The following is a 25362-nucleotide window of genomic DNA, read 5'->3' as shown; positions in this document are numbered from 1 at the left end:
GAACTGAATGACTCTACTCCTCTTTCATGGCAAGAGCCATTCAGGCGAGTCGAACTGACCTTTTCGAACAACGCAGCAGCGGCGAAAACTTCGATTATTATCAACTGAGTGTCGCATGGACGAAAAACTTTGGTTCCTCAAAGAGTGCCCGTTGTTCGAACGGTTAACCGAACAACAGATCGAGCACTTGGAATCCGCCTCACAGAGCCGCTCTTTCGGCAAAGGGGAGATGATCTATCTCCCGTCAGATGCGAGCGAATCAGTCCTGCTCCTCACCAAGGGCCGCGTGAAGCTGTTTCATGTGACCTCTGATGGAAAACAGGCTCTTCTGGCTCTGATTGAGCCGGGAGAGGTATTTGGCGAACTGGCTGTCTTCGATGGTGGGCAACGCGAGGAATTTGCGGAAGCAATGATGCCCAGCACGTTGATTCGCATTCCGAAAGCGATCGTTCAGGAACTGATGGAATCAGAAGCCAATGTGGCAATTGGCATCACCAAGTTGATGGGGTTTCGTCGCCGCCGTGTGGAGCGTCGGTTGAAGTCCCTGCTCTTTCGGTCCAACCGTGAGCGATTGATTCATCTTCTGATCGAACTGGCAGATCAATATGGTGTGAGAACTCCGGACGGTGTTCGACTGAAAATCAAGCTTTCGCATCAGGAACTGGCCAGTATCATCGGCAGCACTCGTGAAACAGTGACCGTTGTGTTGGGAGACTTGCAGTCCGAAGGGAAACTGACGATTGAGCGAAGGCATCTCATCCTGAACAATATCGAGCAACTGGCGTCCAGTATTGGTGTCACGTCACCAAAGATTCCGGTAGACAGCCCCTTCCTGCACAGAACAGCCCGGCCAGCTCGTTATGGGACCTGATTCTGCGAACAAAGTTGGCGGATTGCATTGTGTTTGTGGGGTGCTTTACAGTCTTGCTCGCGAAGGGTCTCGATAATCTTGTGTGTCAGAACAGTCTTGTTGTGAAAAGGATCAGCGGCAGCATCGTTGCGTAAGCTTCCATGTTCGAAAGCATCAACTGTTGAGTGGGGAGTGACAGCCTGAAATGCTCATTTCAGGTCGTTCGTGCAGGCGGAGAAATTTGATGTCAGAAAATTCGGAAAACTCAGAGCGCAACGAAGGTTGGTGTGACTGCCCTGCAGGCGTGATTCGATCGATGCTGGATCGACAGAAGACTTGTCGTCGACAAGAGAAGCTCAAGCGGTTGACCGCGATCGGGGGATCTCTGGCCGTCTTCCTCTTCATCGGATTTCTGGTTTTGCAGTCACAACAACAGGTCGTCGCTGGGCACATGACCTGTGCGGAAGTCATCGATCAGGCGGAAGAATATGTGGCTGGCAAGCTGACTGAAGTCGTCGCTGGCAAGTTTGAAACCCACCTGGATCGTTGCCCCAAGTGTCGGGACCACATCGAAACAGTTCGAACCGGAAGTGGAACGCATTCGAGTCCCGAACACGACTCAGGCGAGAAATCTCCCCAACAGGGATGCACGAAAGAGAACGGACGCCAACTCGTCGCCGATGTCCGATCGACGAATGAGCTGATCGCCAACCGCTAATTGAGAATCGCTCTCAGGTGGTCGCCTGCTCCACCGAACTCGACGAATCAAGCGAGCGCTCCGGCATTTTTGATCGCGAAACTGCTGCCAGAAGCCATATTGGTTGACGAGAACATCTCCGAGTTTGATTTTTACTCACTCGCACGAGCAACGTGCTCTACAGCCACTCGGATTCGTCAACCCGTTCTTCTGTTTCTTGGTGTGGATTTGAAGCTGTCGTTCGCGAAGTTGCTTCGGAGCGTGTTTCACCCTGCTGCTTCTTGAAGCTGTGCGGAGCGGGAATTGGGAGAGTTTCCGCACGATCGACTCGGAAGTTCGATTTCTCTTCGATAATGGATGTCGCATCGAAGCGGCGACCGAAGTATTTCTCCTGAGCTTCCTTATTGTTCAGCACTGTCTCGACATCACCACTGACGACAACGCGGCCATCGCAAATGATGTTGCTGCGATCGGTGATCGTCAGGGTTTCGCGTTCACGGTGGTCCGTCAGCAGAATCGAAATCCCGGAATCTCTCAGTTCGCCGATGATGTCTTGAATGTCGTTGATTGTGGTCGGATCAATCCCGGTGAACGGCTCGTCGAGAAGAATGATCTTCGGCTTGCTCGACAAACAGCGGGCAATTTCGAGACGACGACGTTCACCACCGGAAAGGGTCGACGAGATCTGTTTTCGTTTGTCGTCGAGACCGAATTGACCGAGCAGCCTGTCGAGTCTTTCCTTCCGCTCTTTCCGTGAAAGTGGCAGGAACTCCAGAATGGCGATCAGATTCTGCTCGACAGTTAACTTGGTGAAAATACTCTGATCTTGTGGCAGGTAGCCCATTCCGTGACGAGCCCGCTTGTACATTGGCCAGCGGCTGACATCGACTCCGTTGAGAAAGACTTTGCCCTTGGTCGGTGAGGTCAGGCCACAGGTCATCCGGAATGTGGTCGACTTTCCCGCACCGTTGGGACCCAACAGCCCCACGATCTCTCCCGGTTCAACGTCGAACGAAACACCGTCGACTGCCCGTTTTCCGCCGGGGTAGACTTTGACCAGGTCTTCGCATTGCAGGATCGACATTGCTTTCCTTAGACCATTTTCATGGTGTCTCTGCACTCACCTGAACTCGTCTTAGTCGATAAATGCTCGTGTCCGCCAGCGGATGACCGGCAACGAAGGATGAAGTTTCACCGGGAGTAATCTTCGAGCATTCTCATCGAATAGTGTTCTGAATCATTCGTTGCTTCAGAAACAGCACTGAGACGAGTTCTGGCGGAGTTTGGATTCCGTTCTCAGTTTCACGCCAGGTTCAATGGCCGAAGAATACCCGAACTCGTGGAATCACTACAAGATGACACCGCAGTTCGGATTTCAGGTATTTACGCGAACAGAAAGTTTGAGGACGCAGGGACGAGAATTCGAACTTCTCGGCAAACTGCCATTTCGGCCGCTTTACAGAGTGACGGTGACCTGTAAATATTGCAGGTTTTCCCGATCCACTCTCACAGGATGATTCACGTGAGTCAGTCACGTTCAGATGCCTTTGCTATTGCCGTTTCGGTGTTGGTCGTCGACGACGATGAACCGCACGCCCAGGCAGTGGCTGAAAGCCTCGAACGCATCAACTGCGAGTGTACGATCGCAAATTCCGGCCCGCGTGGAGCGGAGCTAATCGAAAGCCAGAACTTTGACGTCATCATCACCGATCTCAAGATGGACGATGTCGATGGGCTGGAGATCCTCCGAAAGGCCAAGGAAGAACTCCCCGATTCGGAAGTCATCGTCCTGACGGCCCACAGTTCGGTGCCGACCGTTGTCACCGCGATGCAAAGCGGAGCTTACACGTATCTCACGAAGCCTCTTGATATTCAGGAGTTACGTCAGGCTGTCGAAAAAGCATCGAGTCGCATTCGCCTTCTGAGACGAAATGTCGCGTTGTCGCGTGGACTCGACGAAAAGTTTGGGTTTGAGGGGGTCATCGGCAACAGCCCATCGATGCATCGTGTAATCGAACAGCTCAAGAACCTGGCTCCCACCGACACGACGGTGCTGATTCTCGGGGAAAGCGGAACCGGAAAAGAACTCGTCGCTCGTGCGCTTCATCAAAACAGCCCCCGCAAGAGCAAGCCGTTCGTTCCGCTGAATATCTCCGCTCTGCCCGAAAGTATCCTCGAGAGTGAATTGTTCGGCCATGAACAGGGAGCCTTCACCGGAGCGGCCTCGAAGCGAATCGGAAAATTCGAATACGCCAACGGCGGGACGTTATTCCTCGACGAAGTTGGGGAAATGCCGACTGATACGCAGATCAAGCTCTTGAGAGTTCTCGAAGATCGACGCATTACACGAATCGGTTCCAACGAAGAGAAATCGATCAATGTCCGGCTCGTGGCTGCGACGAATGCCGATTTAAAGCAGGCCATGGAAGAAGGGACTTTTCGCAGCGATTTGTATTACCGATTGAGTGTCGTCACGATTTACCTCCCGCCGCTGCGTGATCGCCGAGAAGATATTCCCTTGCTGATTGACCACTTCCTGAAGGAATTCTGCAAACGACAGGGCCGCGAAGTGGAAGGAATCAGCCGGGCGGCGAGGCAGGCACTCATGACCTTTGACTGGCCCGGAAACATCCGCCAGCTACGCAATACAATCGAAGGCATGCTCGCTCTCGATGTCGACGGCCTGCTGGATGTCGACGATCTGCCGAGCGAACTCGCTGAACTCTGTGGTCAGTCGAGTGACGGAACGGCCGGAGGGGCTGGAGCGGACGTTCTCATCGGCCGTCCACTGGAAGAGGTCGAACGTTATTACATCGCGCGAACTCTTGAACTGACGGGCGGAAAACGCGAAGAGACAGCTTCCATGCTGGGCATCGGCGAACGGACGCTGTATCGCAAGATCAAAGAATACGATCTCAAGTAGATTTGTTGCCAAGTCCGTGGCCTGTGGCGCTTTTCATCGTAGATTGACTGCACTGAGACTTGGAGATGCTCTCGATACGTTGTCTCAATCAGCACAAAATCACCAACCGGTGACGCAACGGAATCGATCAATGGATGATGACCCCATACACTATTTCTGACTGAGTTTTTTGAATACTTCAAACGTGATGATCGGAGTCACAGATGCAGGGGAGTCAACGCGTCATTGACGCTCTCAACGCGGGACTGACAATCGAATTGACAGCGATTAACCAGTATTTCGTTCAGGCCAAAATGTGCACCAACTGGGGGCTGAACAAGCTGGGAGCTCACCACTATCAGGAATCGATCGAGGAGATGCAGCACGCAGAACTTCTGATCGACCGCATTCTCTTCTTTGACGGAGTGCCTGAAATCGCACGCTACGACGTGATCCGCGTCGGCGACAACGTCAAGCAGCAACTGGAAAACGATCTCGCTCTCGAAATCAATGCCAGCAAGACCTACAACGAGGGGGTTCAGATCTGCCTCGAGGAAAAGGATGCTGCCAGCCGCGAAATCATGGAAAAGATCATCGTCGAGACCGAAGAAAGCATCGACTGGCTGGAAGCCCAGCTTGATCTGATCGATAAGCTCGGCATTGAAAACTACATGCTGTCGCAAATGGGCGAATCAAAAGAGTGAACGCCAGCTCGAACTGGGTCTTCCCGCAGTCGCAAGACGAGTGGAATAAGACTCTGCAAGAGCTGCGATTTCGTCAGCGTTTCGAATAATGTGATGAGTCCGGGGGCAGGCATTCGAGAGAGTGTCTGCCCTGCTCTATTCCTGGGCTGGGCATTGAATGTAAAGAGCAATTGCCGACAGTCGGCTTCCCAGACTCACTGGCTCGCTTATTCTTCCTGAGTCGATCGGTCTGAACTCAATGATGTCGATTAGCTACGCGCTTCCGAGCGATCGCTTTGGTACTGGGCAATGAGTTGCTTGATTCTTGAGCGACATCCCATGCAACCATCTCCAGCGCCGCACAGGCTGCGGACTTCCTGATGGCTCTCTGCTCCATATAGATTGACGCAGTCGGAAATCGTGGAGTGCGTGACATTCAGGCATCGACAGACGACGGCATCTGAAGCAGTTTCGGAATCAGATTCAAAGATTTGACTCATTTCCACCTCTGTTTTGTTGAGACTGAGTCTCATGAGCAGGAAATGGTATTTTCGATTTTCTCGTCGGTCAATCCAAAAACGCCCCGATCACAAAAGTTTCCAAGAAGTGGTGATCCCAACGAACTCCGCAGCTTTGCCGAGGAAATCCGCAATGAACAGCAGAATTCCCCATCTGTGAATTGGCTTGAGTGGCGGATTTATAGGTAAGTCTTCGAGGGCTGGAACCGCTCTCTGGTGTCGACTATTGTGATGACGCATCAAAGAGTTCAAACTAATCGTCCGCCGCCTGTGAGGAGATTTCGTTGTCGCTGACCGTCAAATGCTGTGCTCTCAACTCTGACGAAGGTCCCCATTTCTCACTGCTGTCTGAAAAGGGCTTTGAAGTACTCCCGGGAAACCGGGACAGAAGTTTCTGGGAGGCAACCAATCTCATCGAGGAACTTTCAGGCTGTTGTGCTGTGATCGCCGGTTCCGAGCCTTACACCCCGGAAGTCATCAAGAATTGTCCGGATCTCAAAGTCATCGCACGGACAGGAGTCGGCTTCGATGCTGTCGATCTCGAAGCTTGTGATCGTCAGGGTATCGTGGTCACGACCACTCCGGGCGTGAATCATCACTCCGTTGCAGAACAGACGATCGCGCTGCTGATGGGCGTCTCGCGCGGATTTCCTGACAATGATCAGCGAGTTCGTTCCGGGGCCTGGAAGCGGATTGCCTATCCTCGCGTCATGGGAAGAACGCTCGGGCTGGTTGGCCTCGGCCGGATCGGACAAGCAGTGGCAACAAGAGCGATTGGCCTGGGCTTGCGTGTCGTCGCTCACGAGCCATTTCCCAACAAAGAGTTCGTCGAGAAATGGAAGATCGAAACGCTCGAACTCGATGACCTGCTTGGCCAATCGGATTATGTGTCACTCCACAACCCGATGACTCCGCAGTCGTTGAAAATGATGAATCGAGACACGTTCGCGAAGATGAAGAAAGGTTCCGTCTTCATCAACACTGCCAGAGGAGCACTCGTCGATGAATCCGCTTTAATCGAGGCCCTGCAATCCGGTCATCTTCGAGCAGCTGGACTGGATGTCTTCGATGTTGAACCTCTCCCGACCAGCAGCCCGCTGATTTCGATGAGCAACGTTTTGCTGTCCGGACATGTGGCCGGGCTGGATGTCGAGTCACAATTCGACACGCTCACGATGGCTGCCGAGACAATCCTCTCTCTGAAAGACGGGGGATGGCCCACAGAATGTATTCAGAATCTCAAAGGTATGAGCGATTGGAAATGGGATCGCTGACTCGAATGAGTGACGGTCGGTCGCAGTTGACGATTGGCTCGCGTGCGCTGAATTCCTCCTGATGCCTGCCGATCTAACAAGAGTTGTGTGACAAGTGCGACGTTGCAAACCCTGCTTGCTGTAGTCCTTCGATTGGAGATGAGTGAATGGTTCGCAGTATTGTCTTCCGAATTCTTATGGTGTGCAGCTTGCTGAATGCCGCAGCGATGGGCGCATTCGCTGGCGATCAAGATCTCGCCTTGAAGGCTGAGCGAGTGCTGTTTCTTGGGGATTCGATCACCCATTCGGGATACTACATTTCGCTGATCGAATTGGAGTTGCTTCGCCAATCGTCGGACGCGATGCCGGAAGTCATCAATCTCGGTCTGCCAAGCGAAACAGCTTCTGGCTTGTCTGAACCGGGGCATCCCTTTCCTCGTCCAAACGTTCACGAACGACTCGAACGGGCACTTGAGAAATTGAAGCCAGATGTTGTCGTCGCGTGTTATGGGATGAACGACGGGATCTATCATCCGTTTGATGAAGACCGATTTGAGATTTATCAAACTGGGATCAACTCGCTGATTGAGAAAGTTCACAATTCGGGAGCGAAGCTGATCCTGCTAACTCCTCCTCCTTTCGATCCGCTGCCGTTGAAGATGAAAGGCAAGTTGGTGTCTGCGGACGCCGATGAGTTTGCTTATTACTCGATTTACGACAAGTACGACGACGTCATCAAACGCTATTCTGACTGGATTCTGGCTCAGAAAGATCGAGTCGAAATGGTCATCGATCTGCACACACCGGTGACGAAGTTCGTCGCGGAGAAAAGGAAGAGCGACCCGGAATTTGTGTTGTCAGGTGATGGCGTTCATTTGGATCAAGAAGGGCATCGCATCCTCGCTGAAGCGATTCTCAATGCCTGGGGAGTGAAGCTTTCTGCTGAGGACGATCAGTCCCTCGAAAAACTTGTTCACCAACGACAGATGCTCTGGCATGCAGCATATCTCTCCGACGTCGGACATGTTCGTCCCGGAATGAATGCCGGCCTGCCGCTCGATGAGGCCGCAGCTAAAGCCGGTGAGCTGACGAAGCAAATCGATGATCAACTGGCGAAAACACAAGCAAGTGAGAATTCGCAGTAGAACTGCTCTCTTCCAGCTTCCGTGAAAAAAAGAATCGATGAGCGACAGATCAGCTCATCGATTCTTGATTGTCATTTGGTAGCTTTGAAGCAGCTCATCTTCTGTGACGTTCTCTTGTCACCTTCCGACACGACTGTCATCGACCGTTTCGATTTCAGCAGTGCGAGTGTCATCGATGATGAGGATTTAGAGCATTCTCAAATTGAGTTTCCACTGGAAGGAGTCGCTTGCTCTAGAACTGGCGAGGGCGAGCTTTCCCCTGAACTCGCAATGGGACTCCCAGAATTCGGAGAAATCCTTCGGCGTCGTTCTGGTTGTAGTCCGCTTCGTCGGCTGCTTCCATGGAAGCAATCGCTTCGTCGTAGAGAGAATTGGGAGAGGTTCGACCAATAATTCGGACGTTGCCTTTGTAAAGTCCGAGTGTGACTTCCCCGGTGACAGGCTGTTGAAGCTGTTGAATGAATGCCATCAGAGCATCCATTTTCGCACAGTACCAGAAGCCGTTGTAAACCATCTCTGCCACTTCCGGGCTGAGGCGATCACGCAGGTGAATCGCGTCGCGATCGACAGTCAATTGCTCAAGTGCCTGATGGGCCGCGTAAAGACAAGTCATTCCTGGAGCCTCATAGACTCCCCTGCTCTTCATTCCGACAAATCGGTTTTCGACGATGTCGATGCGTCCGACGCCGTTGGCTCCTCCCAGCTTATTCAGTGCGTCGACAACTTCGAATGCGTTCTTCTTTTCTCCGTTGATGCTGACCGGAATTCCGGATTCGAAACCGACTTTGACAGTCGCTTCCTGATCAGGAGCTTCTTGTGCTGAGACGGTCATTCCGAAGTCAATGATCGGAAAACCATCGACGTTCGGGTCTTCGAGGTCGCCCGCTTCGTAGCTGATGTGCAGACAGTTTTCGTCCGATGAATACGGTTTCGACGCGGTGGCCTTTACCGGGATATTCTTTTCCGCACAGTACTCGAGCATCTCTTTTCGGCCGGGGAACTGTGATCGAAACTCGTCCATTCTCCAGGGAGCGATGATCTTGACCTTTGGGTCGAGGGCTTCTGCTGCCAGTTGGAACCGGCATTGATCGTTCCCTTTTCCGGTCGCTCCGTGTACGTATGCGACTGCCCCGACTTCGCGAGCACGTTGCAAAGCAATCTTTGAAATCAGGGGACGTGCGATTGATGTCCCGAGCAGGTAGATGTTTTCGTACTTCGCCTGCCACTGCAAAACAGGGAATGCGAAGTCGCGGCACAACTCTTCCTGAACGTCGACAGCGATCGAAGATTTCGCCCCGATATCGAGAGCTTTCTTGAGGATGGCTTCGATGTCTTCGCATGGCTGGCCAAGATCAACGTACAGGCAGTGAACATCGTATCCCCGGTCCATCAGCCAACCGACCAGAACTGAAGTGTCCAATCCACCGCTGTACGCCAGTACCACCGAATCTGCCATGCCGTCCTCAATCTTTCTCTGTCAGTGCCGTTGATGTTGTTTTCGCTCAGCCTCGAAGCTGATTGCCGATGGTTCCGCCGCTCCAGTTGTTGATGCCCTGAATATTGAGGCGAAAATACAACCGAGGTTCGTTGAATTCTGTTGAATTGTTCACATCGTCTCATTCCAGAATGAGAACATCAACAGACCGCCGAGACTCCATGCAGATTTTTCGTCACTGAGAACCCACATGCCTTCAAATCAAGGCAACCTGACAGCCAGAATTGGAGTCCGTCGATGTTTAGAGCAAGTTGCTCTTTCCTGTGCACTTGCTTGCACTGTTTCATAAGTGAAAAGGCTGTGCTTGCTCGTGCGAGATCGTGCACTCAAAATCAGAAAGTGCTCTAAGAGTCTGTCGAAGCACAGATCGGACAGTCAGAACGCCTCTCAATCGGCAGCTTGCGAATGTCCATGTCGCGGAGATTCATCCACAACATTTGACCTGTCAGCGGTGAGCCGACTCCTGTGATGAGTTTGATGACTTCCACCGCTGCCAACGAAGCGACTGTTCCCGAAACTGCTCCAAACACAGGAAACTCCCGTTTCCAGTTCGCTGGATCATCCGGATAGATACAAGAGAGACAAGGCGTCGTTCCGGGAAGAATTGTCGTCAGCTGAGCAGAAAAGTCATACATCGCTGACTCGATCAGCGGCTTTCTATAGCGGACACAGGCTGCATTCATGGCAAAACGCTCAGAAAACAGCGGAGCAGCATCGACGACCATATCGACTTGCGAAACCAGGTGTTCTGCATTCTCCTCGGAGATGTTCTCCGCCACCGGAACGATTTCCGTATGCGGATTCAGTTCTTTCAGTCGACGAGCCGCAGACTCAATTCGTGAATTCCCGAGCCAGTTCGTGGTCATCAGCAGTTGGCGGTTCAAATCGCTCGGTTTGACATTCCCCGCATGCGCGAGCACCAGTTTCCCGACACCAGCAGCTGCCAGATAGTACGCGACTGTCCCACCGACACCGCCCAGTCGAGAGACGAGAACACTACTGGCTTTGAGTCGTTGCTGCCCCTCTTCGCCGATATCGGGAGTCCACATCTGCCAGGCGTATCGACTCCGCTCCTCATTACTCAAATCGGGCAGTTCGGACATGCGAGGTAATCTTTCCATCAGAGTGAATTCGAGAGTCGAGATTTCCACCGATTGTTCGGCCGGTCAGCTCACTTGAAAACGACTTCCAGGCTTCAAACGTGATCGATCTCTAGAACCAGTTCAAGAGGGGCTTACCCCCCGGAAATGGGAGGATAGAGGGTGACGACGTCGTTGCTTGACAGTTGTCGCGTTTCGAAGTCACTCGCTGTGACGGATGCCTCGTTGACGAAGACCAGCAAACTGCGACGTGGCTGTTGCTGGTCATCAAGTATTCGGCGGCCGAAATCCTCGCCGAACTTTTCGCTGAGGGTCATAAACAAGTCGCATAGTGAGATTGAATCGACATCAACGACCGTGTCACGTACTCCTGAACTTTCGCGGAGTTGTGCTTCGAATTGTACGCGAATACTCATGATTCGATGGGGAGTCCCTGAAGGTTGACTTCGATGAGTTGACCATGTTTGAGGAGAAACCGGCGATCCGCCAGAGCGAGAGCTTCTTCCTCGCTGTGCGTGACGTGGAGCGTGGTGATTCCAAAGTCTCTCGTCAACCTTCTGACGAGAGTGTGCATCTCAGACCGTGTTTCCTGATCGAGCGCACTGAACGGTTCATCGAGCAACAAAGCACGCGGACGAAAAACAAGAGCTCGTCCCAAAGCGACACGCTGAGATTCCCCTCCGCTGAGCCCGTGAACTGTTCTGTCGACAAGGTGCTCGATGCCGAGAAATTTGCTGAGTTCATCAACGCGCTGACGAATTTCCTGCTTGGGAACTTTCCGCAATTTGAGTGCGAATGCAAGATGCTCTGAAACATTGAGATGAGGGAATAGAGCCAGATCCTGCGGAACATATCCGAGCCCACGATCTCCCGGGAGCCAGTTCGTTACGTCGACTCCATCAAGGAAAATGTGTCCAGAGTCGACCTGTCGAAGCCCGCAAATTGATTCGAGTAGCGTCGTTTTTCCGCCGCCGGTTGTTCCCATCAAAATGGCGTACTCGCCTGCCTCGATGGTAAAACCGACATCGCGGACGGAGAACGCTCCTTGCTGAACGTTGAGGCTGCGAACTTCGATCATCCTCTGACTCCCAATCCGACGAGTCGAAGGATCATGAGAATGACCATGGCCATCGCGACCATCAATAACGAAACTGCGACCGCAGCTTCAAGGTTGCCGATACTCAACTCGAGGAAGACCGTCGTCGAGAGAACTTCCGTTCGAAATCGGGTCGCCCCTGCGAAGACAAGGATAGGGCCAAACTCTCCCAAGGCCCGTGCCCATGCAATTGTGAAGGCTGCCGTCTCACCGCGAATCGCTTGTGGAAGCGCGATCTGAAGAAATGCCTGAAGCCGCGTGCATCCCAGCGTCCGGGCGACATCTTCAGGACGTCGATCGATCTGATCGAACGTGACGCGCATCGTCCGGATCGCGAAAGCACAAGCGACCGCAAACTGCGAAAGCACAACAGCTGGCCAACGATACGTCACAGGGAAACCGACATCGTCACGAAACCAGTTTTCCAGCTCCCAGCCATTGATTGGAAGGTGAAATAGAATCAGCAAACTCAAGCCGAGAACAAGCGGCGGCAGCACGATGGGTATGTCGACAATTGTGTCGATCAGCCAGTCGCCCCGGAATCGATGTCGGGACAGCAGGTAAGCAAGCGGGGTCCCGATCCAGATCGAGAGAAATGCCGAGACCGTGCAGGTTTTTAGTGTGAGCCAGAAGGCGTGTTGAATTTCGGGTTTCTGAAGTGCGTTGCGAAAGTCTTGGAGCGTTGTGTAGCGAATGTCTGCGATGACCAGAAACGCAATTAGAAGTACGTATACCGACGAAATCAGTCCGAGGATGAGAAAGAAATCAATGTCAGACCGCGTTCGCATTTGACGAATTGGACCTGTGGGAGGAGTACGATTAAGTCTGATCACGAACGGTGCCATCGTGCCGAGGGTTCACAATAATCAATCCCGGACATTCTCAGAGCGTAGCACTTTTTGCAAACTTATCGTAAAGACCGGAACAAGTTGTTCACTTCTGTGCAGTCCAGCGAAGAGTCTCAATCAACTCTCTTTGCGTTTAAGACTGCAAGCTCATCAGTCTGAATTCGAAGAAGTCTTACTCCGCCTGCCAGACAAATCCGTTGGCCCGAAATCGTTCCTGGGAATCCGTGGACTGGATCTCTTTCAGTAATCGTCCAGCCAAGTGACTGTACGGCGTCTTTTGAGAGATTGCAATCGGTTGTGTTGCCTGTGAACACTCAAGCCCAGTGATTCGAATGGCATCGAGCACATCCCCCGAACCAGCTGCGTTGCTCAGGTATGCGACCGCTGCGTCGAGTGAACCGGTCTTAAGTTGATTCACAAGCATGTCGCCAGTCGGCGTTTGAACGGTGACGTTCTCCATGACTTCCAGCTTGAGTCCACTTTCTGTGAGAGTCTGTTGAGTTAGCCATCCCATGGCGCACTGCTTTTCATGCCCGATTCCAACACGCAAGCCAGGTCGAGTGAGATCGCGAAGCGATTTGATCCCGTGAGGATTTCCTTTCTCGACAAGGATCACCAACTCATTCCGCGAGACCGGCAACGGCGTTCCAAACTGGTCGCTGACTTGATTCATGAACTCAGTATCGCAGGCAAAGTAGGCATCGGGATGTTGGCCAGCCTTCATCTGTGCCACGAGAATTCCGCATCCGTTGTAGACCCGGGAGATGGCGACCCCTTCTCTCTGTTCGAAATCGATGAGTGTTTGCTCAATCGCTGGTTGGAGCATGGAACCGGCGAACACGCTTAGTTCGGGGACATCAGCCCATTGATCGCCATTGACTGGTCGAAATCCGAGTTCATCGTAGTAGCGTTGCCCTCGATCACTTGCGCCAAGATATCTGGCGAAGTGCAGTGCACGGGCTGAGTCTTCGGAAGCATTGATCACACCGACTGCGATTTTAGCAATCGCCGTATCGAACACCGGAAGCTTCACTGCGGTGAGATCAGGATACGTGGCCAGCACTGCATCGTAGACGATTCCGGCATCTGCTGCTCCAACGATCAAGTCGTTGGCGACATCTGTCACTGTCGTTCGATAACCGACCGTCGCTGCATCGAGTTGTTCCCACTGCCCTGTCTTTTCGAGGACTTCTCGAGTCTGTTTGCCGACTGCGGCGGCATCAGGATTTGCCTGAACGAGGCGAATGTCTTCACGAAGCAAATCGTCGAATGTCCGAATCCGGGATTCTTCTCCCTTGCGAACCGCGATGACAACCTGCATTTCCGCAAGTGGAATGACTTCCTCGACGAGTCCACGTTCAAGGCTGATGTCGAGGTAGCTGTCATCCGCCGGAAGGTAAAGGTCTCCGGTCTTGCTGACTTCGAGCGATGACAGCAGAGACTGAGATGGCCCGTACTGAATTTCTACGCGTCGACCGGTTTCATTTTCGTAGTCTTCGCGGATTTTCTCGACTACAGCGCGATTGCTGGCGGCGCAGTACATTAGAAGGGCATCATCGGAATTCGCCTGCGAGCCAGATGCTTCTGTTGTGGAACTTGTCGCTGGCTGATGATGTTTTCGCGAAGGACTTTCAGTCGCTAACGAGTAGAGCAGCAGCCCCATCACAATCAGCGAGCCGAGCAACGCCAAAGACATTCGATTCATGAATCACTTCCTCGGAGAGTCAGTTGCGTTTGTCGATTGGAGAGAAGATGAGGAGTGACTTCGCGCGCCGGAATGACGCTGGTCTCCGAGCGCTCCTGCGGAAGCCCGGGCGGAATTTCAATGAGCTCTGGCTCCGCATTTGGGGATGTGCGCTGCAGCCCGTCGTCAAGAAACTCCGGGTCTTCTTCACCGAACAGTTCACCATGCCAGTCGGTCGAAATGAGGAGATCAAAACCGGGGTTCAGATCTTTCACCTGACAGGAACATGCTCCGCAAAGAAACACACAGAGTTGGTCAATCAGACTTGGATTCAGAGCTCTTGCTGGAATCACTTCGAGTGCACGTCCGCGTCCGAAGACAGGGACGATTAACGGATCTCCCGAGTCGTAAGCCTCCGGATGGAACTTCGTAAGCCACTCCCTCAAGAAAGCTTCTTCCGGATCGTCAGCATCGACTTCGAGAACTGTAAACCTCATGTCGAGAGGAATCGCCGCGTAGAGCTCAGATCCGGGAAGTCCGATGCCTTCCGGGAATGGAATCTGTCGAGCAATTTGAGGCAGTGAGTCCTGCAGCTGCGCGACCACCTGAGCCGATTTTTCGTCGTCAGTCGATTTCAAAACGAGCCAAACGATCGAGTCACCACTCAAGAGCCGCTCACTCAGTTCCTTGCGAACAGGAGATGTCAACATCTCGTCTACCGCGAGTTGATTCACTGGACCGGTCCAGATGGTCAGCGACTTTCCCCGCCCTGCCCTCGATCGAACAATTGCGGTCGAACCGCTGAATGAATCGAGGTCAGGCAATTCAATTCCGAGTACTTGCAACGATTCTGCGAGAGTTCCGTCACTGACATCACGGAGAATGACTTTGACGTTGGAATGACCGGAAGCTGAATCGAGTTGGGACACAACACGTTGTTCCGATTCCGACAACGGTGCCTCGTGAAAGACGATGACTTCCATTGCGTCGGGAGTCCATCTTTCCAAGGCAAACCGAAACACCGGAATGTTGCAGGCATGTGCGCAATCCGCACTGCAGATGAGAGTGCAGACGGTGATGATGGCGATCAAGAAACGCATGAGATTACTCTTCCTCGCCGACAAAACAGATCACTTCTCCATCGAGCGTTGATAGGAACAGCTTCGACTGTGCTGCTGCCAAGCCATCCCAGGCTGGCAATGTCTTCAAGTCGACCGTTCCGTCAACCTCTCCTGTGTCCGCATTGACGGCCAGCAGTTGACAGCCTTCTTTCCCGGCGAGGATTTCGTCTTGTCGAGCCAGTAGTGCGACGACCGATTGATCCTGTTCAGTAATCTGTTTGAATGTTTCTTCTTCGTCGATGATATCCGCAGGGCCAACGATGAAGAGTGTGCGTTCGGCAAGACACATTCCCCGGACATAGATCGGAACATCGGACGTCCACTTCGGCTGAAGCTGAGACGCCATCCCGTTGCGGTTCCCGCCTGATTTGCGAGGTTTCGCTACGAACATCATCGCTTTCCCAAATTTTCCGGGGACGGACTTGCCGCTCTTGAGAGTTCCCGGGTTGCCGTATTCTGATTGGTCTTGGGCTTTCTCGTTGTCGAACGAAACGGAAAGGACGGGATTGTCTGAAAGTTCGACGCCATCCTGGAAACGTTCTCGGACTTTGTCGGCGGAGACGGCTGAGAAGTAAAGCCGCACTTCGTCGATCGACCCGGTGAACCCGTTTTGTCCTTTGTAATCTCCAGCGGCAGTTCCTTCGTCGGAACCGATTTCGAGTGGTTGTTTCGGATTGGTTGCGAGAAGTCCTTTCGCTGTCCCTTGGGCAACTTCTTCGCCGTCCACATAGAGTGTCATCGTTGAATCATCATTCAAGACGCCAACAGCGTGGTGCCACCCACCGATGACACGCTTACTGTCTGAGATGGAAGCGTGTTCGAAGTCGCTTCGAATATGGAGTTCCAAGCGTCCATTCTTTAATGCGAGAGCAAATCCGTCAGTCGGACCTCCGCGAGCGAGGATCACACCGTTCGGTTTTGTGGCATTGAACCAGGCTTCGACGGTGATCGGTTTCCCAGTTGGATCGAGATGGGCAGTCGGTTTGAACTGGGCGAACGATCCGTTGTTGTCGCTCCCTGTGTCTTTCGCAATTTTCACTTCCGGTGGTTCCGGAGGAGATGCGAAGAGTTGGTGTTCGAGTACGGTCGTCCATTTGTAGTACTGCGGTTTTCGACCGTACCCGTAAACGTAACCGCCGCCATTGACGAGAATGCGACCGGCGGGAGCGAATTTGCCTGCCTGATAGTAGCCCGCGTGTCCTCCTGCGAAGCTTCTTCCGTTGACCCAGTAAGCGCGGTGGAACCAGGTGTCATCGAGGAATCCCATCGGCGCGAAGAGATGAACTCCTTCGCCACTCTGAGCGGAACCCTGCTCGACAAAGTCACCAGAAACGGGGCCGATTTCAAGTCGATTTCCGTCCTGATCAAACTTCTGCGATCGCATGTAAATCTTGTCGCCATCGCTTGAAAGAATATCCGGAAGACCCACAGGCATCTGGAGAGTCTTCACAAGCTCTTGCAGGTTGTTCCCGGTCGCTGGGTTGGTTTCATCCATGAGCGTTTCGCTCAATTTCTTGCCAGACTTCAAATCGAGTCGGACGAGTCGTAGCCCACCGTCGAGAAAGTTGGACCGCCCAGCGACGGCATAAATGCTGTCGTTCTCGATCAGAACAGAACCATGAACCGGCCAGAGGGATTCGAGTTGCTCAAACGCCATCGTTCGACGATCGAGTGGAGCAGCCCGATACCGCCAGCAGAGAGATCCATCGTCTGAGGCTAAACAGTAGACCCATCCATCATTCCCTCCGAAGACGACGCGTCCCTGTTGAATCGACGGAGGAGAATCGATTCTCGCTCCGATCGTGTACTGCCAGGCAGTTTCTCCTGTCGCAACATCGAGCGCAAACAGCGTGTGAGTATCTTTCTGAGCGACATAGACATGGTTTTCAGCGATGACAGGCGGAGTCAGTTCCCCACCGAGAGTAGTCGTCCAGCCCTCTTTCAATTTCGACGGGACACGGCTCATCAAGGCACCCGACCGACCGGAGTCACCTCGGTAAGTGGGCCAGTCGACTCCGATTGAAGATTCGTCGATTGCGCTGAGTGGACGATCATATGCCGGTCCAGTTTCGAGTCGTCCTTCCTCCGGAACATCGAGTGGACGAGGACGAGTTGGAGCAGCAGGTGCAAGTGCATTGAACCCGAACAGCTTGGCTTCGGGATAGCACGCACAGTTGTGAGCGGGAGCGTAGGTCAAACCATTGCAAGGCATGACCCCGTAGAGACATCCGCCTCGAACCCAGTGATGAATGTCCCAGTGTTCGTTTTCGTAGTCGACGAACTCGATTCCGGTTCGGGAAGGCATCAAGTAGTTGTCGGTCGCTTTGGAGATGTAACAGCGATGATGGAACCAGTACGTGTCGACATCCGGCTCAAACGACTTTTTGACTTCGCCCGTTCGAGGATCACGTCCGGTGAAGACACCAGTGTCTTTCCCGGAAGTCGTGGGAGCGACCCAAACGAGGCCGTCGACGACCATCAAATCCTGCGGCGATTGGTATCCGGAGTTTGGATGTTCCGAGCTCCAGAGTTCTTTTCCGTCACTCGATTCGAGGGCCACCATTTTGTTGTCACCCCCAGCATAAAGGACAACGCCTTCGTGAATGAGCAGCCGAGGACCGAAGTTGAACGTGTATTCTTTCCGCCGCGTGACGGAGGATGTCTGCCAGGCAACGTCTCCGGACTTTCCATCGATCGCGACAATCTGGCTTCCATCGTGGAGGTAAACTTTCTCCTGATCCGCAGCCATAGTGAGCGGAGAAATGCCAGTCTTTTTCGCCCAAAGTTGTTCGCCGGATTCTGCGTCGTAGGCCATCACGATGCGAGGTTCTTCGTTCCAGAAGAAATTCTCCCGCACATGTGCCTGATCTCCAACGCCTCCGTTGAGTGGAATGTAAGCGTCGCGGGCTGTGCCCTCTTTGTTGACGACGAGGTAGATCGTCCCATTTGAAACGATGATTTCTTCCGTGCCGTCGGAATCTTCGAGAGTTCGCAACGTTTCTCCAGTGGCAGCATCAACGACTGAGACGGGAGCATCAATTCCGAGCGTGACATACACCTCGTCCTCAGTGGAAACGAGTCGGCGCGACAATTGTGTTGGTCCACTCTTGAGCGGCCACAAATGATCCTGCCACGACGCAATATCACGTTTCCAGAGAACGGTTCCGTTGAAGGCGTCACGCCCGATCAACTTCCACTTGGGAGGAAGCTGAATTGAGATCCGGCTGCCTTCGTCCTGAATGTAAAAAAGTCGTCCGCCTGATGAGACGAGAGCACTCATGCTCGCCATTCGATCGTGGTGTCGCGACCAGCGAGGGCTACCGACCCATTGCAAGTGCCGAGGCGGACCGACCACATCATCATGAGCGACTGCGTTTCCAGACGCATCATGAAAGTAATGCGACCATTCATCGATGTTGTCGGGGCGAGGTTTGACTGTCGCGGTCCAGTCACCGTTTTGATCTTTCAAGTAAGCGGTTCCATTTGGAACAAGAACTCGCATCACTTCAGACATGGGCACATCGCCGAGATCTTCAACCACCAGCAGATTGACTAGATTGTCGATGTAAGGGAGTTCAGTCGACGAAAGTTGGTCGACGGAGACAGCACCGTAGACTCCCGATTTGTGAAGTTGCTCTCGCATCTTCTGGACTTTGGCGGGATCACGATCAAGCCCGTGGACCTGAAACGAGTCGCTCGCTTTCAAGTTCGAAGTCAGTCTTCCATCGCCCAACCCAAGTTGAACGACAAAGCCACCACGAACACCGGTCTTTGAGAGGATCTCTTCGGCATCAATCGCGATTGCGGCAGAACCGCAGATGCCGAATAAGCTGCATGTCAGAAGGCAGGCGACGAGATGGAGAGATCGGGCTGAGTTGAGCAGCCGAGAGAAGAGCGAGAGCATACGCATTCGTGAAACTCCAGAGGGTGGAGACGCGCAGGAGAACGATCCAGAGTTCGAAGAACTCCACTCGCTGAGTCTAGCAAATCAGTCACAGCTGATGTATCCGGCGAAGAGACTTTTCTAGCGGTTTGCTTCAACAAACTGAGCAAGTTTACTCGGGTCATCTGAGCAAATCTCAAAGCTCTCAATCGCATCAGAAAAAGGGACTACTGCCCGGTTTTCTTTCGATAGAGATCGATGTGTTTATCGCGTAGCTCAGTCTCACCGGTCGAACCGTACACTTGGGCCAACCACTGGTGGAGTTGGGAAGCCGACGGGTTCAGTTCGAGTGCTCGCTCAGCGGCTTCTGCTGATTCCGACATCTCACCGTTTTGAGCAAGGATGTGTGAGAGCCGGCCAAAATATTCGTAGTCGTACGGATTGATCTCGACCAGTTGTCGACCGTATTTCAAAGCGAGATCCAGCTGTCCGGAATCGTGATACAGCACAAAGAGTCGCCGCAACAGGTATTCGTTGTCGGGATTCGACTCGAGTGCCTTTTCCCACGTCCTGGCTGCCATGCGATTATCTTCGAGAAGCCAGTAGGCAACGCCGAGCGAAAGTTGAGCTTTGAGATCGTCCGGGGCAGCTTTGAGCCACTCCTCGAGGATCTCAATACCGTCGCCAGCCAGAACATCATTCCCGGTTTGCTCTGCGGAGCGGATGATGGAAATCGCCGACGCCCGTTCCAGGTCGGCCTCAGTGAGAACACCATCTTCCTGACCGAAAACGTAGTAGACATTATCTGTCTTCTTGGAAGGCGTGGTTTTCTGTGGCCGACGAAGGATACGGTGGTCAGTCTGCGAGGTGTGAGGGACATCATTCGCCGCGAGTGAAGGCATGTGGCAGACGATGCAGGAATCTTCTTCGGTGACTTTTAAGCGGTCAGCCACTGGTTCCGTACACTCGACGTCATCGGGACCGTGGCAGGCGATGCACTTCGAGCGATAAAACTCAATTCGCTCAGCAGGCTTAGGAATTCGGTGCGGGTCGTGGCACGACGTGCAGCTCATCTGTCCGTCGCTTTTCTGGTAACAGACACTGCTCAACATTTGCTCTGCCTGATTGACTGCAGCGGTCGATTGATCCGATTCGACTCCGGTCCCTTTCAGGATGATCGCCCAGATTTCATCGACGGTGTTGCCCGGGCGGAAATCGAACTCGCTTCGACCGTAAAGCGTCACCCGGCTTTCCCCAATGAGGTGGCACTGAAAGCAAATGTGATCGCGGGCGCGTGGAGAAAGAGTGGACAAGTCCAGCATCGGATCGGATTCCGATTGCAGTTTTCCCTCGTGAAAGGCGACATGCTCTTCACCCGGACCGTGGCAGCGTTCACAGCCGATCGATTCTTCCAGGAACGGTTCCGGTTTGTACTGATCGGGAGCTGTTTCGATTTCCGCGACTCGTCCAGCGTGGCAACTCAGGCAGCCGTCAACGATGCGACGATCGAAGTGCAGGTTTCGACCCTCGTATCCCGGTGAAAGGTCCCATCGCTCTCCTCCCGAATACCAGGTGACCGGAGACATGAACAAAAATCCGCCGCGATCAATGAGATACGAACGCCCACGTTTTCCGGAGCCCACAGCGAATGCAACCGGCACCGGGAGATCGTAAACGACCTCGCCATCTTCGTTCGTCAGGATTTCGTGGTGGTACACTCCATCAGGAGTTTTCTCAATTTCATAAGACAATGTGACCGTCGATCGGGGTGCTCGAGGTGTGTCGAACTTGACGTTCTCTTCGTAATCTTCAAGAGGAGAAGCATGCATCACATCCGCCAGGGACTGACCCATGGGGTGCTGATGGAAATGGTCCGAGATTTCAGCATGGCACTCACGACAAGCTGCGCTTCCGACGAAGCCATCTGCAGGTTTGGCTGGAACTGACGGAGCAGCAAATCGCGATTCGGTATCATCGGCTTCTGCCTCAGAATCCGTTTCAGTTGACGGTTCCGGACGATTCTGACATCCGGCGATCACCATCGAACAAGCCAGTAAAGCGATCGTGAATAGGGGCCAGAAATTTGGCCGGTCAAACTGTCTCATCTGAATTTGTTATTCTTCCTGCGTGTCTGAATCGGCTTCGATAACGGTCAACAATTGATCCACAGCGACATCGGACACAACTTGTCGAAGACCGCTCGGCCACTTGATCTCGATTTCGCAACTGCCTTCATTATTTCCTAGACCAAAAAGGATAATCGGCTGATGGCTTGCGCAGTAGCTTGTGCCGCCGGGGAGTTGGGAAGTCAGTTCCAAATCTCCCTGACGCAGTATGACCTCTGCACCAATCCCTTGTCGATTGCTCGCCGTCCCGATGAGTTCAAGCTGCAGCCAGTGGCCGCTTTCCGAATCATTTCGCAGTAACGCGACTGGAGCAGTCTGTTGGGAAACTGCCAGATCAAGGTCACCATCTTTGTCAAAATCTGCTGAGGCGACAGCACGTCCGAGATACTCTCCCTGAAAATACGGTCCAGCTGTCTCGGTACACTCAATCCACTGAGACCCGTTGAAGCGAAACATCTGAGGCGGCATGTACCAAGCGTCTCCGGTCGTTTCTCTCCAGTCGTCGATGTGTCCATTGGCGACGAATAAGTCCTGCCAGCCGTCTTGATTGAAATCGGCCATGACCGTTCCGAAGGCGAGGAATGGGAGCGTCGGGAGATGCAATCCTGTTTCGCGAGTCGCATCTGTGAAACCGGACTCGCCCAGGTTGCGGTACAGCGTATTTGAGTCAGTGGTGAAGTGGGCAGCATACAGGTCTTGCCAGCCATTCCGGTCGAAGTCGCCAAAGGCCAGACCCATGCTTGCTTGAAATTGCCCGAGTCCGCTCATCGAACATCCGAGAGCCAACCCCTGCTCTTCGAATTTGCCACCACCCTGATTCACAAACAGGTGATTCGCTGTTGTGTCATTCGCGACATAAATGTCCTGCTTGCCATCACGGTTGAAATCAGCGATGACGACTCCCAGGCTTTTGCTTCCATCTGCTTCCAGTCCGCGAGCGGTGAGCTCTTCAGTAAATGTTCCGTCACCTTGATTGATGAAGCAAACATTTCGAATGGGGTCGACGTCTTTCGGGTGACAGATCCATGGTTCGCCTTCCTCACCAACACACGAAGTTGGATGGAACGGATCGTAGTCGACGTAATTGCAAACGTAGAGGTCGAGGTTTCCGTCCTGGTTGAGGTCACCCCACCCAGCACTGGTCGCCCACAGAGGATTCGACATTCCGCTCGCAGCCGCGACTTCCTCGAAAGTTCCGTCGCCGTTGTTGAAGTAAAAAGCGTCTTCTCCGACGTTCGAAACGTATAAGTCTTCGAAGCCGTCGTTGTTAAAATCTCCCGCAGCGACGCCGTGTCCGTACCCAATGTCCTTGAGCATTGCTGCTTCGGTCACTGATCGAAAGGTGCCGTCCTGCATGTTTCGAAACAGTTCGTCAATCGGTTCTCCTTCTCGCGTAGGAGCAGCTGGGTAACCTCCTTGGACGCAATAAAGATCGGGCCAACCATCACGGTCGTAGTCGACCCAGCCAATCCCGCCGGAAGTTGACTGCGGCATCAGTTTTTGGGGTGAGTCCCCGTTTTCGAACTCGAATTCAATCCCCGCTTCTTCGTGCGTGTCAGTAAAGAAAATCGGGAAATCGAGATCCTGCTCAGTCGCTTCGTCCACGAGGATGCTGTCAAGATCGTCGAACAGGCTCGACTTGTTTTGTGACTTTGAATCTGGCGAAGCTTCGCTGGATTCAGTGTCCGTTGTTTCAATGGACGCGACGCTGGGCGTGTTATTGGGATCTTCAGCCGGTTCAGGTGATGAAGATTGCTGGCACCCGGCGAGAAGCGTACAGATCGAAACAATGGCGAACGGCGATGCCATTGAAGATCGAAAGCGACTGAGACAGAGGCGCGGACCGATCCCGCGCTGAGATTGCCACATAAGATGTCTCGACCCAGATGATCGTTTGATGCACTCGCTGACTCTGTTCGGCCTGACAGAATCTTTGTGCAGAATGCTTGTTCGTCGTTGCAAATTCAAAGCTCAATACCAAAAAACCGGCCCGGGCGAGAAGGTTCTCGTCCCGAGCCGGTGTGGAAGTCTATCAACTAGACAAATTCAATCGTCAAGTTTGTTGGCGTTGACGAGTCTTAGAAGTCGCCGACGAGGTCGCCTGCACTTGCTGTTGAAAGAGCGAGCTGAACACCTTCGCGGTAGGTTGTTCCTTCGTGGCCAGCAACACCGATGTCGATGTTCTCGCTCAGGAAGCGAACAGCACCATCAGCCATCAATGCGTGAGCACCACCTGGGTGAGTACTTGACATTGAAGCTCCGCGGTTGTCGTTGTCACCACGGAAGTTGTAGACGTTGTCGGAGTTGATCTTCTTGCTCAGTGTGTCAAGCACGTTGATTGGAGAAATCCAGCTCGCGTTACGAGCAAAACGTGAAGGACGATCCTTCGAAATTCGCCAGTGATGGTTTTCGAAGACAGCGACGGTGTTTGAAGTTCCGTCGGTGATCTGAGCGATACGAGCTGATCCACGGTGCCAGAAGCATCCACGGTAGTCAGTGTAATCGTCCCAGTCTTCGTCGTAGGTTGTGACCCACTCAGGGCTGACCCAGCGAGCTCCGTGACGGGCATCGTGAGTTGTTCCGGTACCGACGTCACGCCATCCGCTGAAGACGAATCCGAGGTTACCAACGTAGTCACAGCGTCCACCTGGGTAACGAGTTCCACCACCGCCACCACCATCGGCGAATCCGCCGTTGTTCAGGTAGCAGAACGATGTTTCGTTCGATTCAGTTGTTTTCGACTGTGGATTACTTGGGCACTGCAGTGCAGGAATGATGGTCAGAGCCAGTTCTTGGACGCGAGGATTCCCGTATCCGTTTCCACTCGCCCAAGTTGCTGGGGCCGAGGTGAACGCACCGAGTGAATCGAGTTCTTGATAAAGCGGAGCCTGATCAAGGTATGGGAGCGAGGCTGTGACCCAAGAGATCGCGGACTGGTTTCGGCCAATCTGCCCATCTTCTTGTCCGGTCACCTTGTTGAAGATCGGCAAGGTTCCGTCGTAGTTGAGTGAGAACTGCCCGTAGGTGTCGTGGTAGTTGTGCAGAGCCAACCCGATTTGTTTCAGGTTATTCTTACACTGAGTTCGTCGGGCGGCTTCCCGAGCTTGCTGCACAGCTGGCAGCAGGAGTGCGATCAGGATTGCGATAATCGCAATCACGACCAGAAGTTCGATCAGCGTAAATGCCGACCGACGTCGTCTTCGCGTGTTCATGAGTCCATCCTCGATAAACAATGAAAAAAAAGCGACGATGGTGAAGTCACCGGCGCGAGATCATAAATGAAACCACCGCAGACAGTGTGCGATATGGAGTTCGTTATTTATTGCCAGCCTTACCACCACCGGGACCACGACGGCCAGCACTGTTGTACTGATCATAGTCATCAGTTCCGGCTTCCGGGGTTGGTGGGAGATCCTCTGGGATATCCCCTTCGCCACATCCGGAAATCACACAGGAAAGCAAGGCGATCAATAGAAAATGGCAGGCTTTCAGACGCATTGAAATACTTTTCGGCAAAATGTGTGAAATGAAACCAAGGGAGTTTCAGAATAAAAACTCCCCTAACCAATTCAAAAGTGTAGATCAAAGATCTCAAGCTGACAACAGAATCGTAGTTGTTTATTAGTCGGTTGTAATGAATTTTTTGTTGAATCGATGTGTGTCTGACTGCAAAAACGACCATGTCAACCTGAACGATTCCAGATGAAAACCGGAACCACGATGTCGTGATTACTGGTCACATGAAGCATTCATTCCGCTTCATGCTGTTTTAGGATTTTCGAAATGAATTGAGGGTTTGATTTGTGCTCCTGGAATATTTGTGCAGGTGTTCAGATGTCTGGTCGTTGAGAGTTGACTGCTCTTCGAACTATTTCACTGTTCGATGCAGACACATGGAAGTGCAGGTTCGAAATTCAACCAGAGTCGGCGTCTCCTCACTTTGACTAGGAAAAAACGGTAC

Annotated in this window: 20 protein-coding genes; 6 read left to right on the top strand and 14 right to left on the bottom strand. The window is 52.9% G+C overall.

The features are described 5' to 3' along the window. Positions 1 to 115 precede the first annotated feature (115 nt). Both AB1L42_RS02900 and AB1L42_RS02895 read left to right on the top strand, forming a co-directional pair. A complete protein-coding gene (locus AB1L42_RS02900) occupies positions 116 to 871 on the top strand; it encodes a Crp/Fnr family transcriptional regulator (protein WP_367050986.1) in 756 nt (251 codons plus the stop codon). A gap of 223 nt (positions 872 to 1094) precedes the next feature. After that, positions 1095 to 1568, top strand: a complete 474-nt coding sequence (locus AB1L42_RS02895; RefSeq protein WP_367050984.1) for a zf-HC2 domain-containing protein — start codon at positions 1095 to 1097, stop codon at positions 1566 to 1568. 157 nt (positions 1569 to 1725) lie between these two features. Here the strand turns inward: AB1L42_RS02895 and lptB are convergent, their stop codons facing one another. Beyond that, positions 1726 to 2631: an LPS export ABC transporter ATP-binding protein gene (lptB, locus tag AB1L42_RS02890; RefSeq protein WP_367050982.1), complete on the bottom strand. Its 906-nt coding sequence runs from the start codon at positions 2629 to 2631 to the stop codon at positions 1726 to 1728. Positions 2632 to 3060: 429 nt separating this feature from the next. Between lptB and AB1L42_RS02885 the strand changes: the two genes are divergently transcribed. Continuing rightward, positions 3061 to 4470, top strand: a complete 1410-nt coding sequence (locus AB1L42_RS02885) for a sigma-54 dependent transcriptional regulator (RefSeq protein ID WP_367050980.1) — start codon at positions 3061 to 3063, stop codon at positions 4468 to 4470. Between the two features lie 203 nt (positions 4471 to 4673). After that, positions 4674 to 5153 carry a bacterioferritin gene (gene bfr / locus AB1L42_RS02880; RefSeq protein WP_367050976.1) on the top strand — a complete coding sequence of 160 codons (480 nt, stop codon included), beginning with the start codon at positions 4674 to 4676 and terminating at the stop codon, positions 5151 to 5153. A gap of 248 nt (positions 5154 to 5401) precedes the next feature. Here the strand turns inward: bfr and AB1L42_RS02875 are convergent, their stop codons facing one another. Then, positions 5402 to 5632, bottom strand: a complete 231-nt coding sequence (locus tag AB1L42_RS02875) for a (2Fe-2S)-binding protein (RefSeq protein ID WP_367050974.1) — start codon at positions 5630 to 5632, stop codon at positions 5402 to 5404. A gap of 302 nt (positions 5633 to 5934) precedes the next feature. Between AB1L42_RS02875 and AB1L42_RS02870 the strand changes: the two genes are divergently transcribed. Next, positions 5935 to 6924 (top strand): phosphoglycerate dehydrogenase, encoded by a 990-nt coding sequence (locus AB1L42_RS02870; protein WP_367050972.1) that lies wholly within the window; start codon positions 5935 to 5937, stop codon positions 6922 to 6924. Between the two features lie 146 nt (positions 6925 to 7070). After that, positions 7071 to 8048: an SGNH/GDSL hydrolase family protein gene (locus AB1L42_RS02865; protein WP_367050970.1), complete on the top strand. Its 978-nt coding sequence runs from the start codon at positions 7071 to 7073 to the stop codon at positions 8046 to 8048. 232 nt (positions 8049 to 8280) lie between these two features. Here the strand turns inward: AB1L42_RS02865 and AB1L42_RS02860 are convergent, their stop codons facing one another. From AB1L42_RS02860 to AB1L42_RS02805, 12 genes are all read right to left on the bottom strand, one after another. Continuing rightward, positions 8281 to 9504, bottom strand: a complete 1224-nt coding sequence (locus AB1L42_RS02860) for an argininosuccinate synthase (protein WP_367050968.1) — start codon at positions 9502 to 9504, stop codon at positions 8281 to 8283. A gap of 383 nt (positions 9505 to 9887) precedes the next feature. After that, positions 9888 to 10646, bottom strand: coding sequence for a HesA/MoeB/ThiF family protein (locus AB1L42_RS02855; protein ID WP_367050966.1), 759 nt, complete (start codon positions 10644 to 10646; stop codon positions 9888 to 9890). Positions 10647 to 10777: 131 nt separating this feature from the next. Beyond that, positions 10778 to 11059: a MoaD/ThiS family protein gene (locus AB1L42_RS02850; RefSeq protein WP_367050964.1), complete on the bottom strand. Its 282-nt coding sequence runs from the start codon at positions 11057 to 11059 to the stop codon at positions 10778 to 10780. Continuing rightward, the gene (locus tag AB1L42_RS02845) at positions 11056 to 11721 is read right to left on the bottom strand and encodes an ATP-binding cassette domain-containing protein (protein WP_367050962.1); all 666 of its coding nucleotides are present in this window, start codon (positions 11719 to 11721) and stop codon (positions 11056 to 11058) included. The genes AB1L42_RS02850 and AB1L42_RS02845 overlap by 4 nt, the downstream gene beginning before the upstream one ends. Further along, complete coding sequence (locus AB1L42_RS02840) at positions 11718 to 12584, bottom strand: ABC transporter permease (RefSeq protein ID WP_367050960.1); 867 nt, start codon at positions 12582 to 12584, stop codon at positions 11718 to 11720. The genes AB1L42_RS02845 and AB1L42_RS02840 overlap by 4 nt, the downstream gene beginning before the upstream one ends. A 175-nt stretch (positions 12585 to 12759) precedes the next feature. Then, the gene (gene modA / locus AB1L42_RS02835) at positions 12760 to 14292 is read right to left on the bottom strand and encodes a molybdate ABC transporter substrate-binding protein (RefSeq protein WP_367050957.1); all 1533 of its coding nucleotides are present in this window, start codon (positions 14290 to 14292) and stop codon (positions 12760 to 12762) included. Then, positions 14289 to 15371 carry a hypothetical protein gene (locus AB1L42_RS02830; RefSeq protein WP_367050955.1) on the bottom strand — a complete coding sequence of 361 codons (1083 nt, stop codon included), beginning with the start codon at positions 15369 to 15371 and terminating at the stop codon, positions 14289 to 14291. The genes modA and AB1L42_RS02830 overlap by 4 nt, the downstream gene beginning before the upstream one ends. 4 nt (positions 15372 to 15375) lie before the next feature. Then, positions 15376 to 19302, bottom strand: a complete 3927-nt coding sequence (locus tag AB1L42_RS02825; RefSeq protein ID WP_367050953.1) for a PQQ-binding-like beta-propeller repeat protein — start codon at positions 19300 to 19302, stop codon at positions 15376 to 15378. Positions 19303 to 19502: 200 nt separating this feature from the next. Then, a complete protein-coding gene (locus AB1L42_RS02820) occupies positions 19503 to 21380 on the bottom strand; it encodes a tetratricopeptide repeat protein (RefSeq protein ID WP_367050951.1) in 1878 nt (625 codons plus the stop codon). Between the two features lie 9 nt (positions 21381 to 21389). Next, entirely contained in the window at positions 21390 to 23210 is a 1821-nt protein-coding gene (locus tag AB1L42_RS02815; RefSeq protein WP_367050949.1) for a CRTAC1 family protein, read from the bottom strand. 269 nt (positions 23211 to 23479) lie between these two features. After that, entirely contained in the window at positions 23480 to 24613 is a 1134-nt protein-coding gene (locus tag AB1L42_RS02810) for a DUF1559 domain-containing protein (protein ID WP_367050947.1), read from the bottom strand. A 103-nt stretch (positions 24614 to 24716) separates the two neighbouring features. Then, positions 24717 to 24899 carry a hypothetical protein gene (locus AB1L42_RS02805; RefSeq protein ID WP_367050945.1) on the bottom strand — a complete coding sequence of 61 codons (183 nt, stop codon included), beginning with the start codon at positions 24897 to 24899 and terminating at the stop codon, positions 24717 to 24719. Between the last annotated feature and the right edge of the window lie 463 nt (positions 24900 to 25362).

The organism is Thalassoglobus sp. JC818 (assembly GCF_040717535.1).
Taxonomy (GTDB): Bacteria; Planctomycetota; Planctomycetia; order Planctomycetales; family Planctomycetaceae; genus Thalassoglobus.
Note: the sequence above shows the minus strand (reverse complement) of the source record. Positions and strands in the feature narration are given on the sequence as shown.

Excerpts from the sequence above, each read along its gene's own strand:
- AB1L42_RS02885 (WP_367050980.1), top strand. The coding sequence starts at position 3,061 with ATGATTCACGTGAGTCAGTCACGTTCAGATGCCTTTGCTATTGCCGTT.
- AB1L42_RS02850 (WP_367050964.1), bottom strand. The coding sequence starts at position 11,059 with ATGAGTATTCGCGTACAATTCGAAGCACAACTCCGCGAAAGTTCAGGA.
- AB1L42_RS02810 (WP_367050947.1), bottom strand. The coding sequence starts at position 24,613 with ATGAACACGCGAAGACGACGTCGGTCGGCATTTACGCTGATCGAACTT.
- AB1L42_RS02840 (WP_367050960.1), bottom strand. The coding sequence starts at position 12,584 with ATGGCACCGTTCGTGATCAGACTTAATCGTACTCCTCCCACAGGTCCA.
- modA (WP_367050957.1), bottom strand. The coding sequence starts at position 14,292 with ATGAATCGAATGTCTTTGGCGTTGCTCGGCTCGCTGATTGTGATGGGG.
- AB1L42_RS02895 (WP_367050984.1), top strand. The coding sequence starts at position 1,095 with ATGTCAGAAAATTCGGAAAACTCAGAGCGCAACGAAGGTTGGTGTGAC.
- AB1L42_RS02865 (WP_367050970.1), top strand. The coding sequence starts at position 7,071 with ATGGTTCGCAGTATTGTCTTCCGAATTCTTATGGTGTGCAGCTTGCTG.
- AB1L42_RS02830 (WP_367050955.1), bottom strand. The coding sequence starts at position 15,371 with ATGCGTTTCTTGATCGCCATCATCACCGTCTGCACTCTCATCTGCAGT.
- lptB (WP_367050982.1), bottom strand. The coding sequence starts at position 2,631 with ATGTCGATCCTGCAATGCGAAGACCTGGTCAAAGTCTACCCCGGCGGA.
- AB1L42_RS02875 (WP_367050974.1), bottom strand. The coding sequence starts at position 5,632 with ATGAGTCAAATCTTTGAATCTGATTCCGAAACTGCTTCAGATGCCGTC.
- AB1L42_RS02900 (WP_367050986.1), top strand. The coding sequence starts at position 116 with ATGGACGAAAAACTTTGGTTCCTCAAAGAGTGCCCGTTGTTCGAACGG.
- AB1L42_RS02815 (WP_367050949.1), bottom strand. The coding sequence starts at position 23,210 with ATGGCATCGCCGTTCGCCATTGTTTCGATCTGTACGCTTCTCGCCGGG.
- AB1L42_RS02805 (WP_367050945.1), bottom strand. The coding sequence starts at position 24,899 with ATGCGTCTGAAAGCCTGCCATTTTCTATTGATCGCCTTGCTTTCCTGT.
- bfr (WP_367050976.1), top strand. The coding sequence starts at position 4,674 with ATGCAGGGGAGTCAACGCGTCATTGACGCTCTCAACGCGGGACTGACA.
- AB1L42_RS02860 (WP_367050968.1), bottom strand. The coding sequence starts at position 9,504 with ATGGCAGATTCGGTGGTACTGGCGTACAGCGGTGGATTGGACACTTCA.
- AB1L42_RS02845 (WP_367050962.1), bottom strand. The coding sequence starts at position 11,721 with ATGATCGAAGTTCGCAGCCTCAACGTTCAGCAAGGAGCGTTCTCCGTC.
- AB1L42_RS02820 (WP_367050951.1), bottom strand. The coding sequence starts at position 21,380 with ATGAGACAGTTTGACCGGCCAAATTTCTGGCCCCTATTCACGATCGCT.
- AB1L42_RS02825 (WP_367050953.1), bottom strand. The coding sequence starts at position 19,302 with ATGCGTATGCTCTCGCTCTTCTCTCGGCTGCTCAACTCAGCCCGATCT.
- AB1L42_RS02855 (WP_367050966.1), bottom strand. The coding sequence starts at position 10,646 with ATGTCCGAACTGCCCGATTTGAGTAATGAGGAGCGGAGTCGATACGCC.